Origin of the sequence: Halovalidus salilacus (genome assembly GCF_031852275.1) — an archaeon.
GTDB lineage: Archaea > Halobacteriota > Halobacteria > Halobacteriales > Natrialbaceae > Halovalidus > Halovalidus salilacus.
Genome location: NZ_CP134700.1, coordinates 71,102 through 84,850, shown reverse-complemented (window position 1 = coordinate 84,850; position 13,749 = coordinate 71,102). Strand labels below are relative to the sequence as shown.

Sequence of the window (13,749 nt, the reverse complement as noted above, 5' to 3'; positions counted from 1 at the left end):
CATCATCTCTTAGATACTAGCAGAAATGAATCATTCATAGAGAGAACCTACAGTTTCTATCTTCCCGGCCGTGGTGGATCCCCATACGTCGTTGGATTTGCTTAGCTCACAGCACGTTTGATATTGTAGATGGTACACATCAGGATGAGTTCACGGAACTCTCGATACTAACTTCACGCACGCTCGGCGTCGCCGTGCGTGCGCTTCAACAAGGACCGCTTCGAGTGCCCCGAGTGTGGGTTGGACGATAATGCGGACAAGAATGGTGCGCTGAACATCGGCAAACGAGCCTTGGGCAAGTTCTCGAAACCGTTGTCCGAGGCGGGGCCGTACTGGCACGGCCCGAAACGCAGGTCATCGTCCACCATGACGATGACCCTGCGAACCTCTCCATTTCCGTGGGTTCAACCCCCAGTGGGGAAACCCCACGGCTTTAGCCGTGGGAGGATGTCAGTGACGCATTAGATATACTTCCGACGTTTCGGGACGGCTCTGCAAGAGATTCGTTTCTGCTGTGGCCACTACTGGGCCCCCGGCTACGGGCAAGAGCCGTCGCTCGGGTTGCTCAAAATCGACTCGATACTGGCATCCTGGCCGCCAACAGTTGCTCCTCATCTGATGAGCTTCCTGATTGGACTACTCGTTCTCAGCCTCTGGGTTGCCGACGGGATGACAGGACTCGTCTACGTCTGTCTGGTCCGTGACCAACTACTGCGCCGATGAACGATTCGGCATCTTCAAGGGGACTACCCGCGCAGAACCGCGTAATTCAAGTCTCAGGTGGTGCGGGGATGGGCCGCCCTACGAGCGCTTTTCAGCGAATACGTCCCAGTAAGGGGATACGACGACTTCTGCCACCCTTTCCCACCCGTGGAAATCGGCGAACATCGCTATACTGACGCTGTTCCGGTAAGCCACGGTGCTCTGAATGGCCGCGACGGCCACTGCAGCAGGCGTCACAAGCGTCGTGGGTCTCCTCTACGGCTCTCGGGGGAGGCTTCGACGCTCCCTCGTAAGAAGAGGTCTGATAGGAGTACCTAAGCAACTCCCGGCAACCGAAGACGACAGCGACGCGGGCGGGCTTTTGCCGAATAAAAATAATCAATATGTGAATATAACGGGTTATGGAGTTATAGGATTCGATGAGGGTATACACAGCTATGGAACCTGATAGTAACCGGTCAACGAGCAGTCGGTGGGAGAACGATGCCGAAGAGTCGAGGCTTGATGGTCAGCAGAGTAGAGTGACGACGCCCGGTTGCCACGATGGGGGTGCGTTGCTTGATCGCCGGTCGATTCTCAAACTCCTCGGCGTCAGTTCCGTACCAGTAGGCATAGGAACGCCTGTAGCGACAGCGACGGCTGTGGCGTCCGACTCGGACACGGACACTGGCTACGGAGCGGGCGGGTACGGGGATGACGGCTACGGGACGGGGCCTGAGGTGTCCGAGTCCGAAGAGGGCTCCCTCGAGAATACGATATTGATCAATGGGATTGGGACGACCGGGGGGACGGAGTATGAGTTCACCGTCTCCGGAAGTGCCAAGCGGTCGACGTATCGGGGGGCGTCGATCAACAAAGCGGATGTGATCGATGGCGGACACGTGACGGGTTCCGTCACTGGGTGGCAGGACGCGTTTCGGTTCAGTGGTGAGCTCGAGACGCTCACCGTCGACGGCGACGCCCGTGTCTCCGTCAACGGGTCACGGATCGACCCGGACGATTACGATAGCGAATCCACCCAGGTCCTGACGATCGTCGGAAATGGCACGCACTCGGTATACGAGGTCACGGCGAGTGATTCGATCGACGTGATCAATGGTGATGACGTGACGATTGTCGGGACAAGGCGTGCCGAAGGGACGATCGAGCGCGGTGTCCACCGGCTCCGACTCCACGGTAAGCTCGACGACGTGACGTTCCTCGAGGGGGGCACACAGGTTTACCTCGACACTCGGCGGCTAGATCTCTCGGAGTAGGATACCGAATCCGAGCGGTCACCGACCATCAGCGTTGTCATTCGGCCACTATGATGCACCCCATCTCATCGGATCCTGTCGACGGCTCATGCCAACTATATGACTGCTGCTAGAACGAATGCCTACGGGTAGTTCACTCATCTCTGACCTCGAGCCAAAGATGGACGTGGTACTCTGTGTCGTCCATCGACGGCTCTTCGGGGACCGCATCCTCGCCGCCGGGGAATAGTAGCCAGACGACGCGTACGTTCTCGCCGGTCAGCGTTGGCTCGAGCTCATACGGTTCCTGCCAAGTCTCGTTGGCCGCGATCGTCGTCGAAAACCGGTCGAGTTCCCGCTGGTCGCGGACGACCGTCTCATTGCCCGACTCCGTACCGTTCACCGCATCGTCGTCGCTCGCGTTCGCCTCCGATTCGTTCTCAACGAACTCAACCTCCTGCTCGAGCACCACCACCTCGTATTCCGTGGTTTCGCCCTCGTGGTTGTCGACGCCAACGATCACTTCCTGGGCCTCGCCCTGGACGAACTCCGTCGGATAATTATCGGCGACCAGTTCTCCATCATCGTCTTCGGTCAGCAGGTAAATTGCGGAGAACTGCTCGCCGTCGGGCGGGACGAGTACGGCGTAACCGACGCTCCCCACGGCGAGCAGGATCGAGAGGACAAGGAGGACGTTCAGTGCGGCGTCGGCACGCGTTGTGGGTTCAAATACCTCCGACCGGCCGGCGGCGTACCACTCGCGGTAGGGCACTGCGAACCGGTCCTCGACCGGGAGTGCCCATCGACGCTTCGCCGCGACGGCCGTACAAAGTAGGGTAAAGCCGCTGACCGCAAGCATGATCGGCGTCAACCGAATCCCCCATGGCGTAAAATTCACGACCAGACCGAGTAGCGGGACGATAGCGATGCTGAGGCCGAACGAGAGGGCAACGCGCTCGAGGCCGTCAATGCCCGACCGCGAACCGTTCCATATATCCCAGGCAATCGTGTCGTCTTCGTCGGCGATCGCATCCCCGCTCTGGGTCTCGCCCGCGTCTTCGGTCCTGTCGCTTGGCTTATCCGTCTGAGATGTCTCGCCCGCTTCGGGAAACAATGCTGCGATGAATGCATATCCTGGGACGAACAAGACGAACGCCAGCCCAAGGGGGACTCGCAGCGGCGTCTCCCGGAGCACCGGCGCCAACGCCGCAATGTTCGTGGCGGCGACGAGGACGACCACCGCGGCCAGGTCGGCCGGCAGCTGCCTGACTGGATGCGGAAGCAAGAGCCACAGGGAACGGGAGGCCGCCATGTGACGGTTAGTACAGAGGAGAAGGCTAAAAAAGACGCGATGTGGTCGCCCATCCGGCGGCGGGCGCGGCGCGGCCACTGTGACTGTGCGCCCGGGACACCCGTTGTGCCAACCGCCGTCGGCGGAGTTCCCTCACTTGGACTAGGCGCGGCTAGTGGGTGACTAGTACTAGCCAATGGCGCTGGGCATCGCCGATCGGACGCCCCCGAGTGGGTGAAGCGGCGCGCGACAGAGGCCCACGAATCGCGCACCCAGCCGCCTGGCAGCCCTGGCCGCGTGGGAGACCGAACATCAGTCGCCCGCCGCTGATTCGGTGCCAGCGCTGGCGTCGAGGGTCGAGCCCGGCGCCTCCGGCCCCTCCTCCTACTCGGGCTCGGACCCGAGGATCGATTCGAGAATGCGCAACTCCTCATCTTCCGTAATGCGGTCGGAGGCCATGCAGGCGTGGACAACTTTGTGGACGAGTGTGGGATCGGCGCAGGCCGGACGGTCGGTCCCGTAGCGTCGCTCGAGCGTATCGAGCCGGGCGGCGAGGGTGGCGAGCTGGTCGGTGAGCGTGGCCAGTTGTGCGGCGACGTCGCCATCACCAGTGACATCACCATCGGAGCTAGTCCGCACATCGCCCCGAGCGCCCATCTCGGTGCGCCCTGCCCGATCGCCAGTATCGCGCGGGGGCTGCCCGCCATCGCCCCGTACGGTCCCGTCCGGGTGCATGGCGGCCGACGACGCCCCGTGCGCCCGCGTGGGGTCGCCACTGTCACTCCACTGTGTGCCGGCCGCAGAGGCGGCCGGTTCGGGCTCCATGGGCGTGGCGCTCGCACCGGCGTAGGCGAAGAACCGGTCGACGAAGGCCTCGCGCTCGGCCCAGTCGAACCCCTCGATGCCGTTGACGCGCTGGTTGATCGTCGCCCCACTCACGCCAAAGACGTCGCCGAGTTCGGCCTGCGTCGCGTCCGGTCGGGCGCGGATTTCCCGGAGCGTCTCGAGTTGCTTCTCGGTGACGTCGGCCGGATCGGGGAGCGAGTCGATGATAGATCCGGCCCGGTCGCCCGATCCAGGACCGTCCGTCGGCGATTCGATCCCCTCTTCCGCCACGGAGTCGGCCTGATCCGCGACACGGTCATCATCAGCGCTCGCTGTCGAGTCATCAGCCTCCGTTTCAGAGTGCGTACCGGCCTGCTCCGCATCGCTCACGGCGGGGTCGCCGTACTCGTCGAGCACCTGTTCGACGATGTCCGTCGTCGCACCGCTCACCTCGTCGGCGAGTTCCTCCATCGACGCGTCTGGTTTCGAGTTAGCCACTGAAAGGATCCGCTTGTGGATGACCGCCCGCGGGAAGTTCGCGTCTCGATCGATTCGCTCCGTCGTTTCAGCTGGTGGTTGTTCACTCATGTACCCCCTCCGCCCGCATCCAGTCGGTCTCTGCGGGCAGTTCTGTAATAACTTGTCCCCCGCTAGTAGCTTATAGCTTTCTCAGAATGTTGACGACATGTATCGTATCGGTATCTCATATTTGCTGATGGTCTAGTCGGGAATTTGGATAGATATTGAGCCAGACGTGTTCGGAACGTACCCGTTGTGGAGCGTCCGCAACCGCCCTGCGGGCGTCAGTCGTCCGCCGCTTCCTCGTGCCGTCGGCCGTCGCCGCCGCTTAGACCGTCACAGATTCGTCGTGCCCGCTCGAGGAGGCCGCTCGCCTCGTCCGTCGTGAGACTGTCGCGGTCGAACGTGGCGTGCTCGTACCCCCGGGTGACGTCGTGGAGCGCCGCCGCTGCCGATTCGTCGACGGCGCGGACACGCCGGTAGAACTCCCAATGGGTCAGCGCGCCGATGCGCTCGTCCAGCCGCACGGTAAGTGCCCGGCGGACGGCCGCATAACCCGTTTGGACCGCCTCGTCGGGTCGGCCACTCGAGAGGTGTTCGCTCGCGTGCTCGAGCAGGGCGTCGACGGCGTCGGGCGACGCCGTCGCCTCAGGCGTGTCCGGAGATGTGCCTTCGGTGGTCACCGAACCTGGCTCGGCTGGTGACGGGTCGATTCGTTCGTTGCGTCGGCGGTACCACCAGACGACGCCAGCGGCGGCAATCGTCGCGAGGAAGGCGCCGCCGAGCCAAGCTTGGGACGGGACTGCCGCCAGCCCCCCCGCGTCGGCGATCGCGACCGCGGACTCTGCCTCGGCGGACGCAAGATTCGAGTCGCGCCCCTTGTAGGTTGCGACGACCGACACCTCGTCGCCTTCAATCGACTCGGGGACGGTCACGGTGTCCTCGTACGCACCGTCCTCGTCGGTCGTGAGGGTGGCGACGTCGGTACCGCCAATCCGAATCTGGACGGGTTCACCCTCGATACCCTCGCCATCACTCTCCCTGGACGCCTCGAGCGTACCGCTGACGACGACCTCTCGCTCGTCGAGCGCCGTCGCGTCCAGCGACAGCGCACTCTCGGTCTCACGGATCGTTACGCTCGTCGTGTCGGCGGTCGGCGCGAGCGCGCGGCCCTCCTCCGGTAGTTCGACGCCCAGCTCGCCCTCGCCCTCGGGGACGGACGCCGGCACGTCGGCCGTTCCCGAGAACGCACCGTCCTCGACGGCGACCGTGCCGATGCGCTCGCCCTCGAGCGTGACGTCGAGGGTGGCGTTGGTGACGGGGGTCTCGTCGACCGCGAGTTCGCCGGCGACAGCGGCGTCGTCGCCGTAGCCCACCTCGTCGCTGGTTTCGGCGTCGTCGAGCGTTATGTCAGGTTCGGCCTGCTCGAGCGAGACGTCGACGGTCGTCTCGTCCCCGAGGTAGGTCGACCCATCATCTGGCACGTACTCGACTGTGAGCTCCTCGGTCGACAGCGGGTCGTCTGTCGGCCGGTAGGTCAGAGTGAACTCGCCGGCATCGTTGGTCTCGACCCGTTCGGTGTGGTTCCCGATTGCGAGGGTGAGCTCCTCGTTCGCGAGTGGCGCACCGTCGCCGTCCTCCTCTACCGCGTGCACCTCGCCGGAGGCGACCAGGGGTTCAACGAAGGAGATTACCGTCGACTCGGGAACGAGCGTCAGCTCCGTTTCGGTGAACTCCCGCTCGCGAACCTCCGCCTGATCGGTTTGCACACCCGCCGTAACGGTGTCGATCGAATCACGGGAGTCCGAGAGGTCGGCACCGGTCTCGGTCTCGATCTCCTCGTAGCCGTCGTCGACGGAGCCGCCGAGTGCCTCGATCTCGTCGGCGCGGTCCTCAAGGTCCCTGGCGAGATCGCGCGCGCGATCTTCGTCGCCGGCTTCGCGGGCGCGCTCGTACTCGGCTTTCGTTTCCCGGTAGTCGGCGACTGCCTCCGTCAGTTCGGCCTGGCGCTCGCCGGTCCTGTTGAACGCCTCCGCGTCGCTCTCACCGTCGGTGTCGCCCGTGACCTCGACGTACTGGCGCAGCCGGTCGCGGTACTCCTCACCGACGTACTCCCTGGCGAGGTCGTACTCGCCCTCCTCCAGTTGGATTGCCCCCTCTTGCAGCTGGGTCGTCAGTCGCTCGTTCAGCCACGCTTCGACACCCTCGAGATCGCCGTCCTCGTCGTAGTCGTCGGGGTTCCGGTGGCGAACGGGGTCGTCGTCTGGTTCCGCGTCTGTGTCGTTTGCCCCATCGGATTCCTGGACGGCGAGCGCCGTCGGTCCGCGATGTGCGTCGCCCACCCCCGTGTGGAGGGGGGCCGCCGAGGCGACACGTGCCTCGGATCCGGCCGACATCGATTCCGTGGACGGCGCTGATGGTGCGGACGTGATCCCGCCGGCGGCGGCCGGGGCGACGAGGAGACCGACCGTCAGGAGGATGGCGAGAAGGGCGAGAGGACGGACACGGCCGGCGACGTCGTTCACGCGCGGACGTTCGACGCCGATCACAAAAAGGTATTCACTCGACCGGCGGGATCGACTCAGCACCGAGTTTGATCCCATTCACCGGATTGGGGTGACCGGCGCTCTCGGGGTGGGAGGCGTGGGACGCCTGGAGGCGACGAGGAACCAATACGTTCAACACGATCACCGGACTCACTCGAGGTATGCACCTCACGCGTCGCGGGTGGACGGCGATCGGCCTCGTCGGTACTCTTGCCGTCCTCGCCGTCGTGTACGCGCGCCCGCTCGCGCTCGCCGGCGCCGCCCTCGTCGGCGCGTGGGTCCTTGCCCACCAGTACCGCTTTGTGCGCGACCTCGAGCGCACGGTGAACGCCCTCTCGATCGAGCAGTCGCCCGCGTGGACGGGGCTTCGCACCGGCGAGGACGTGCCGGTGACCCTCACCGTGCGCCGCGAGCCGGACGGGAAGACTGGGACCGACTCCGCACTCACCCTCGACATCGAGGCCGGACTGCCCGTCGCGAGCCGCGCCGACGACGCGCTGTCGGTCACGCTCGCCCCCGCCGACGGCGAGGCAATGCGCACACAGACGGTCGCGTGGCCCGTTGCCGGTCGGCACGCGTTCACGCCCGCGACCGTGACGGCGACGGATGGCCTGTTCCGGGAGACGATCGCCACGGGGACGACCCCGACCGTGATCGTCGAGCCGCCGGCTGTGCGCACCGTCCACGTCGGCGAGGGGGGCGAGCGGTTCGCCGCGGCCTACGGCGCCCATCACGCCGGCCGGACGGGGGCGGGGATCGAGCCGGCTGAGGTGCGCGAGTACCACCCCGGCGACACCGGGAGTCGGATCGACTGGAAGGCGACAGCCCGGCTCATGACGCCGTACGTCAGGGAGTACGAGGCCGAGACCGACCGACAGACCCTGCTCGTCGTCGATCACCGGGCGTCACTGGGTGTCGGCCCCCGTGCCGAGACGAAACTCGATTACCTCCGCGAGGTGGCGCTCGTCATCGCCGGGAGCGCCCGGCGGCTCACCGACCCGCTCGGCCTGGTGACCGTCGGCGATGAGGGCGTCACCGACCGCATCGACGCATCGTCCGCGGCAGGCGCCTATCGCACGGTTCGGCGTCGCCTGCTCAACCTCGAGCCGACGACAAGGGTGGCCGGCGACGCGTCCGGCGTCGGGAAGCAGACCGGGCCGGCCGACGCCCGTCACGCGTTGGCCGACCTCACGGGGGGACCACCTGACTCGTTCGCGGAGACGCTGCGCCCCTTCTACGCCGACCGGCGGGCCTACCGGCGGCGGATCGCCGCCGACCCGCTCTACGGCGCCGTTCGCGCGGAGACGTCGGCCGCCCCCGGCGGCCGGTGGACGGTCATCTGCACCGACGACACGCGCCCGGCGGAGATCCGCGAGGCGGTCGCGCTCGCCCGCCGGGGCGGCAACGCGGTGACGGTCCTGCTCGCGCCGTCGGTCCTGTACCGGGCCGGCGGGCTCGCGAACGTCGAACGAGCGTACGACCGCTACGTCGAATTCGAGGCGTTCCGCCGGGAGCTGGCGCGGATGGACGATGTGACCGCCCTCGAGGTCGGCCCCGCCGACCGACTGGCGACGGTGCTCGAGGCCGGCCGCTCCCGGCCACGCTCGGGGGTCGGGTCGCGAGCGACATCCACCGCGGGACGGACATCGGGACCCCGCACACACGAGACCGCCGGCCCCGGGGCGCACTCACGTCCGCCCCTCGAATCGGTGGCTCGCTCGAGGACCCGTAAACGGGAGACCGACGCAGGGGGTGATCGTGCGTGAGGGGCCGACTCGACGCGGTGCCGCCGGCCGTGGGCCGCGATCGGGCGACGCTCGCTGCGGTGGTCGTCCTGGTCGCCGGATTCGCCGCCGCGGCCGGCCCGATCGGCGCCCTGGCAGGGCTCGCGACGGCGGTCGTCGGCTTCCTGCTGGGACCGCCGTACGCGTTCGCAATCGGCCACATCGCCCTCGTCGCGCTCTTCCCGGACGGGATCGAGCCGCGCGCGTTCGCGCTCGTTGAAATCGGGTTCGTGGCCGTCCTGATCGCCCCTGCCTGGCGAACGGCGAGTCCGGGCCGCGTCGCCGCCGTCGCGGTCGGCAGCGCGCTCGCCCTCGCCGGCGTCGCGTGGGCCGTCGTCGATGGACGCTCGGTCGCGCTCGCCGCCGGCGCACTACTCGTCACGTTCGCGCTCACCGCCTACGGACTGCACCGGCTCGAACTCGTCCGGCTCGGGCTGGTTACCGACGAGACGAACGGAGCCGCAGACGATGGGGCCGGCACCGATACGACCCCGCCAACTGGGGGGCGCCGGCCCACCACCGCCCCGTCCGCCGATCCCGACCCGGACGCCTGACCACCGACACCCACCCTGACACCATGAGTTCGAATACCGTCGACCGGGATGAACCCGCGCCCGACCGAGACGCCGCCGCGCAGCGTACCGCTCGCGCCGTAGACGGGACCGACACGACCGAGACCGACGAAACGACGGACCGCCTCGAGCTTGCCGCCCAGGTGGAGCTCCTCGAGGAGGAGAATCGGCGCCTCCGGGACGAATATGCCCGCGCCCAGCGGTCGCAGTACCGACGAACGGCGACCGGGCTCGCACTCGTCGGCGCCGTCGCAGCCCTCGGCGGCGCGGTCTTTCCCACTGGGCGGGAGGTGCTATTCGTTCTCGCCGCTATCGGCCTGTTCGGCGCTGTCCTCACGTACTACCTCACCCCGGGCGCGTTCGTCGCCGCGTCAGTCGGCGAGCGAATCTACGCCGCACTGGCGCGCAACGAGGCGGCCATCGCTGACGAACTCGGCCTGTGCGACGAGCGGCACTACCTGCCAGACCGCGAGTCGGATGTCGGTCCCGACGGTGCTGGGTCGACGGCGACCCTCTACGTACCACAGGACCCCCTCGCCGACGCGGCCGAGCGGTCCGTCCTCGCTGCTCGAGCGACGTCCGGCCCGTTCCTGACCGATCCCGACCGGCGTGGCCTGCTCCTCGAACCCACTGGCGCATCGCTGTTCGATGAATTCGCGCGGGCGCTGACCGCCGATCTCGCGCCCGCCGCCGCGCCGGGGGCGCTCGCGACCCAGCTCGCCGACGGGCTCGTCGAGCAGCTGGAACTCGCCCGGAGTGCTACCCCGGACGTAGACGCCGATGCGGGGCGCGCGACGATCGCGATCGACGACAGTGCCGTCGGCGACGTCGACCGCTTCGATCACCCGATCGCCTCGTTCCTCGCCGTCGGCTTCGCGAACGGCCTTGAACGGCCGGTCCGACTCGAGGTCGCTCGGGGGGACGAGCGGGCCGACTGGCTGGTCACGTGTCGCTGGGACGAGGCGGATGCGGCGTCATCGGAGACGGACGCGGACCGATCCGACGCGCCCGACGGCGCGGACGCGTCAGCTGCGATCGGTGCCGGCGAGAGCGACGATGGCGGCGACGGTGAGCGGAAGGGGAGCAACGACGTGGACGGCGACGAGCCGTCAAACACGGATGACGGGTCGTCGTAACGGATATCGCGGTGCCAACGGACTGGGCGGTCGATCGCTCGCTCGAGTGTGGCTCGATGATCGACGAATGACGGAAAATTGAGGAGGACGGAACGAGGGGGTGGCGAGGGGCGCCCGTCCACTCACTCGGTCGAGGGGTCGCCGCCGTCGACCGCGAGCGCGTCGGGGGTGACCTCCTCGGCGCCCGGGGGTTCGACATCGGCGACGATGTCGGAAACGACGTCCGCGGGGTCAACGTCGCTCAGGTCCGCATCGGTGGTCAGCACGAGCCGGTGGACCAGTACCGGCTCGACCATTGACTTGGCGTCGTCGGGGATGACGTACTCGCGGCCACGGATCGCAGCGCGGGCTTTCGAGCCGTTGAGGAACGCGAGCGTCGCGCGCGGCGAGGCCCCGTAGGCGACGTCTGGGTGGCGCCGCGTCGCGCGGACGAGGTTGAGGACGTACTCCTTGACCGGCGATGCGACGTGGACGGTTTGGACGGTTTCGCGTGCTGCTCTCAGAGCCTCCGGCTCGACGACCTGCTCGACGTCCGCCGGACCGAGCTCCGGATCGTCGTCGAACCGATCCAGCAGGTCTCGCTCAACGGCCCGCTCCGGCAGTTCGAGGTAGAGCTTGAACTGGAAGCGGTCGCGCTGGGCTTCGGGGAGTTGGAAGACGCCCTCGGCCTCGATGGGGTTCTGCGTCGCGACTACCATGAACGGATCCGGCAGGGCGAGCGTCTCCCCTTCGATGGTGACTTGTCGCTCCTGCATGGCCTCGAGCAGTGCGCTCTGGGTTTTCGGCGTCGCGCGGTTGATCTCGTCGGCGATCACGAGATTCGCGAAGACGGGACCGCGCTGAAGCTCGAACGCGCCCGTGCCCTGTCGGTAGATGTGGGTGCCGGTGATGTCGGCCGGCAGCGTGTCGGGCGTCATCTGGATACGGGTGGACTCGAGGCCCGTCGTGCGCGCAAAGAGGTTCGCAAGCGTGGTCTTGGCGATCCCTGGCACCCCCTCGACGAGGAGGTGACCGCGGGTCAACAGCGAGATCGTCAGGTACTCGACCGCCTCCTCGTTGCCGATCAGGACGCGCGCGATCTCCTCCCGCAGCGCGTCGAAGACCGCCTCGGGATCCGGGTCGGTCTGGGCGTCGGTCCCACTCATTTGTCGTCATCACCTTGCATGCTGGTCGTGTTAAGCGCTGTTATTACCCGTCGAATACGCGCGTCGTCCCAGTCGGGGTGTCGACGCCGGAGAAATTCGGCCCGCTCAGCGTCGGAGAGGCCCGGCCCGCCCGCGGTACGGTCGTCATCGTCGGCATCGAAACCGAGCGCGCCCACGTCCCCGCTGGTATCGTGGGCGTCGCGCTGCGGTCGAGGTCGCGAACGGCGAGCGACCGGGAGTCGTGCCCGGAGCGCCCCCGATATGGACCGCATCCGCCCCCGCGAGAGGCCAGCCACGAGGCCGACACCGAACGTGCCCACGAGCAGTTGCAGGACCGGTGACCCGCGCACGGCGAGGATCCCGGTCATCAGCGGCGGCAGCTCGTCGGCGTGGGAGTGGTCGAAGACGACGTGGTCCGCGTCGCCGTACAGCCCCCGGACGAACGCTTCGTTGTCGGGTTCGGCGAGCATCGCGTTGACCGTCACGCTCGGATCGCCGACGACGACCACGCGACCGTCGTCGACCGCCTCAACCGTCGCGACCGGGTACGACCGGAGGTCGTCCTGCTGGTCGAGGTCGTCCTCCTCGGGGCCGAGGTAGGCGAAGTCGCTCGTCGCCACCAGCACCGCTGCGGCGTCGGTGTCGGTGCCCGCTTCGACATCCGACGCGTTGGCGCCCGTCCAGTTGCCATCGTCGCCGCCGGGGTCGACCGCTGTCCCATAGTTGAGCGTCAGTTGCTCGACGCCGGTCGTAAGCCGGTGGTCTGCGACCTCGGTTGCCACCGGCATCGCCGGGCCGCGGAAGTGGTGTTGCTCATCCCGCAAGAGTTGGCCGTCGACGCGAGCGTCGGCGCCCACCTCAGCGAGCAGCGCGTTGCCGGCCTCGTCGAAGTTCTCGAAGACGACGAGCGTCCCGCCGTCGGCGACGAACGCCCGGAGTCGCTCGGCGTCCTCGCCCTTGTACGGCTCGTCCGGCGCAACGACGAACGCGACCGTCTCCTCCGGCGGCAGCTCCTCGTACTCGGCGGTCTCTCCGACGTGGTGCGCCTCGACGGCCGGATCCGTCTCCGCGCCCGCACGCAGCTCCGAGCTGCCATCCCAGGCGGGATTGTACGGACCGAACCCTGCTGACGACGTCGTGGCGACGACCCCGAGCGCGAGCCCCACTGTGAGCACGAGCGAGACGAAGAGGACCCGCGGCCACGCGATCCGCTCCCCGTCGCCGAGCAGGCCGCGGTGCCAGCTCATCGGCTCACCTCGACGGGGGGACGAGCGCCCATCGTGCCTTGCGCGACGCGGATCGCCCCCGTCTCGCTCTCGCCTCCGTACTCGCGCCCCCAACTCGCGGAGCTGGGCCGGCTTCTTCGGGCGCTCATACTGGGACCACCTCCGGCGGCAAGATCGCGAGGATCCGCCGGACGACGACGACGGCGAAGCCGACGAGCCCGATGGCGATGAGCCACCGGAGCCGGCGGCGCCACGTCGGCGTCACGGTGAACGGCGCGGTGAGCTCCGTCACGACGAGAAAGCCGATCAGTGAGAGGACGAAGAACAGCTCGTAGGAGACCGCATCCAGCAGCGCGAGTGCAAGGGCCGCCATGAGCATCCAGGCGACGTGCCCGCGAACGAATCGCATCCGACGCTCGGTTGGCATTCGTTTCGATCAGCGTCGTGCGGTCACCTAAACGTAGCGACTGTACGCCGATTCGCGAGCCGCATCCCAGTCGTCGGGACCTGTCCGGAGGCGCCCTCGCGGGTGCAGTTCGGCGTGACTCCCGTTGACGCAGGTCCGCGGCGACATGCGTCCACATTGACCACCACCCCGCCATCGCGGGTCGACCCGTCGGCGGTCGTCCGCGGATCACGCGACGGTAGAGCTCGGATCTCAGACGTGAACTCCCTAGGAAAGACGCGATTGCGGGCCGCGGTCGTCGCCGTGGGGAACGCTCCCGCCCGAACTCGCGTTCGTGGCCC

12 protein-coding genes and 1 pseudogene are annotated in these 13,749 nt (G+C 67.3%); 5 read left to right on the top strand and 8 right to left on the bottom strand.

The genetic code is table 11. From position 1 onward, the window contains the following. Positions 1 to 101: 101 nt before the first annotated feature. A pseudogene (locus tag RJT68_RS00425) lies at positions 102 to 215 on the bottom strand (IS5/IS1182 family transposase); the annotation flags it as partial. A gap of 713 nt (positions 216 to 928) precedes the next feature. On the opposite strand from RJT68_RS00425, the gene RJT68_RS00415 reads away from it, so the two are divergent. After that, complete coding sequence (locus RJT68_RS00415) at positions 929 to 1,171, top strand: hypothetical protein (protein ID WP_407038416.1); 243 nt, start codon at positions 929 to 931, stop codon at positions 1,169 to 1,171. Continuing rightward, on the top strand, positions 1,161 to 1,979 hold the full coding sequence (locus RJT68_RS00410) for a hypothetical protein (protein WP_407038415.1): 819 nt from the start codon (positions 1,161 to 1,163) through the stop codon (positions 1,977 to 1,979). The genes RJT68_RS00415 and RJT68_RS00410 overlap by 11 nt, the downstream gene beginning before the upstream one ends. Before the next feature lie 133 nt (positions 1,980 to 2,112). Here the strand turns inward: RJT68_RS00410 and RJT68_RS00405 are convergent, their stop codons facing one another. The 3 genes from RJT68_RS00405 to RJT68_RS00395 form a co-directional block, all read right to left on the bottom strand. Beyond that, positions 2,113 to 3,270 (bottom strand): DUF1616 domain-containing protein, encoded by a 1,158-nt coding sequence (locus RJT68_RS00405; RefSeq protein WP_407038414.1) that lies wholly within the window; start codon positions 3,268 to 3,270, stop codon positions 2,113 to 2,115. Between the two features lie 363 nt (positions 3,271 to 3,633). After that, entirely contained in the window at positions 3,634 to 4,662 is a 1,029-nt protein-coding gene (locus RJT68_RS00400; protein WP_407038413.1) for a MarR family transcriptional regulator, read from the bottom strand. 215 nt (positions 4,663 to 4,877) lie between these two features. Beyond that, positions 4,878 to 7,118, bottom strand: coding sequence for a DUF4129 domain-containing protein (locus RJT68_RS00395; protein ID WP_407038412.1), 2,241 nt, complete (start codon positions 7,116 to 7,118; stop codon positions 4,878 to 4,880). 182 nt (positions 7,119 to 7,300) lie between these two features. On the opposite strand from RJT68_RS00395, the gene RJT68_RS00390 reads away from it, so the two are divergent. Genes RJT68_RS00390 through RJT68_RS00380 form a run of 3 tightly spaced genes read left to right on the top strand, consistent with a single transcriptional unit; the run spans position 7,301 to position 10,631 of the window. After that, a complete protein-coding gene (locus RJT68_RS00390; RefSeq protein ID WP_407038411.1) occupies positions 7,301 to 8,905 on the top strand; it encodes a DUF58 domain-containing protein in 1,605 nt (534 codons plus the stop codon). Next, positions 8,902 to 9,477, top strand: coding sequence for a hypothetical protein (locus tag RJT68_RS00385; protein ID WP_407038410.1), 576 nt, complete (start codon positions 8,902 to 8,904; stop codon positions 9,475 to 9,477). The genes RJT68_RS00390 and RJT68_RS00385 overlap by 4 nt, the downstream gene beginning before the upstream one ends. 23 nt (positions 9,478 to 9,500) lie before the next feature. Continuing rightward, positions 9,501 to 10,631, top strand: a complete 1,131-nt coding sequence (locus RJT68_RS00380) for a hypothetical protein (RefSeq protein ID WP_407038409.1) — start codon at positions 9,501 to 9,503, stop codon at positions 10,629 to 10,631. Positions 10,632 to 10,753: 122 nt separating this feature from the next. Here RJT68_RS00380 and RJT68_RS00375 read toward each other — a convergent pair whose 3' ends face one another. From RJT68_RS00375 to RJT68_RS00360, 4 genes are read right to left on the bottom strand one after another with little or no spacing between them, the layout of a single operon-like run. Continuing rightward, positions 10,754 to 11,776, bottom strand: coding sequence for an AAA family ATPase (locus RJT68_RS00375; RefSeq protein ID WP_407038408.1), 1,023 nt, complete (start codon positions 11,774 to 11,776; stop codon positions 10,754 to 10,756). Beyond that, positions 11,773 to 13,023, bottom strand: a complete 1,251-nt coding sequence (locus RJT68_RS00370; protein WP_407038407.1) for a DUF4350 domain-containing protein — start codon at positions 13,021 to 13,023, stop codon at positions 11,773 to 11,775. The genes RJT68_RS00375 and RJT68_RS00370 overlap by 4 nt, the downstream gene beginning before the upstream one ends. Continuing rightward, positions 13,020 to 13,151, bottom strand: coding sequence for a hypothetical protein (locus tag RJT68_RS00365; protein ID WP_407038406.1), 132 nt, complete (start codon positions 13,149 to 13,151; stop codon positions 13,020 to 13,022). Before RJT68_RS00365 ends, RJT68_RS00370 begins: the two co-directional genes overlap by 4 nt. After that, positions 13,148 to 13,411 (bottom strand): hypothetical protein, encoded by a 264-nt coding sequence (locus RJT68_RS00360; protein ID WP_407040423.1) that lies wholly within the window; start codon positions 13,409 to 13,411, stop codon positions 13,148 to 13,150. Before RJT68_RS00360 ends, RJT68_RS00365 begins: the two co-directional genes overlap by 4 nt. Between the last annotated feature and the right edge of the window lie 338 nt (positions 13,412 to 13,749).

Excerpts from the sequence above, each read along its gene's own strand:
- RJT68_RS00415 (WP_407038416.1), top strand. The coding sequence starts at position 929 with ATGGCCGCGACGGCCACTGCAGCAGGCGTCACAAGCGTCGTGGGTCTC.
- RJT68_RS00410 (WP_407038415.1), top strand. The coding sequence starts at position 1,161 with ATGGAACCTGATAGTAACCGGTCAACGAGCAGTCGGTGGGAGAACGAT.
- RJT68_RS00405 (WP_407038414.1), bottom strand. The coding sequence starts at position 3,270 with ATGGCGGCCTCCCGTTCCCTGTGGCTCTTGCTTCCGCATCCAGTCAGG.
- RJT68_RS00400 (WP_407038413.1), bottom strand. The coding sequence starts at position 4,662 with ATGAGTGAACAACCACCAGCTGAAACGACGGAGCGAATCGATCGAGAC.
- RJT68_RS00390 (WP_407038411.1), top strand. The coding sequence starts at position 7,301 with ATGCACCTCACGCGTCGCGGGTGGACGGCGATCGGCCTCGTCGGTACT.
- RJT68_RS00380 (WP_407038409.1), top strand. The coding sequence starts at position 9,501 with ATGAGTTCGAATACCGTCGACCGGGATGAACCCGCGCCCGACCGAGAC.
- RJT68_RS00375 (WP_407038408.1), bottom strand. The coding sequence starts at position 11,776 with ATGAGTGGGACCGACGCCCAGACCGACCCGGATCCCGAGGCGGTCTTC.
- RJT68_RS00370 (WP_407038407.1), bottom strand. The coding sequence starts at position 13,023 with ATGAGCTGGCACCGCGGCCTGCTCGGCGACGGGGAGCGGATCGCGTGG.
- RJT68_RS00365 (WP_407038406.1), bottom strand. The coding sequence starts at position 13,151 with ATGAGCGCCCGAAGAAGCCGGCCCAGCTCCGCGAGTTGGGGGCGCGAG.
- RJT68_RS00360 (WP_407040423.1), bottom strand. The coding sequence starts at position 13,411 with ATGCGATTCGTTCGCGGGCACGTCGCCTGGATGCTCATGGCGGCCCTT.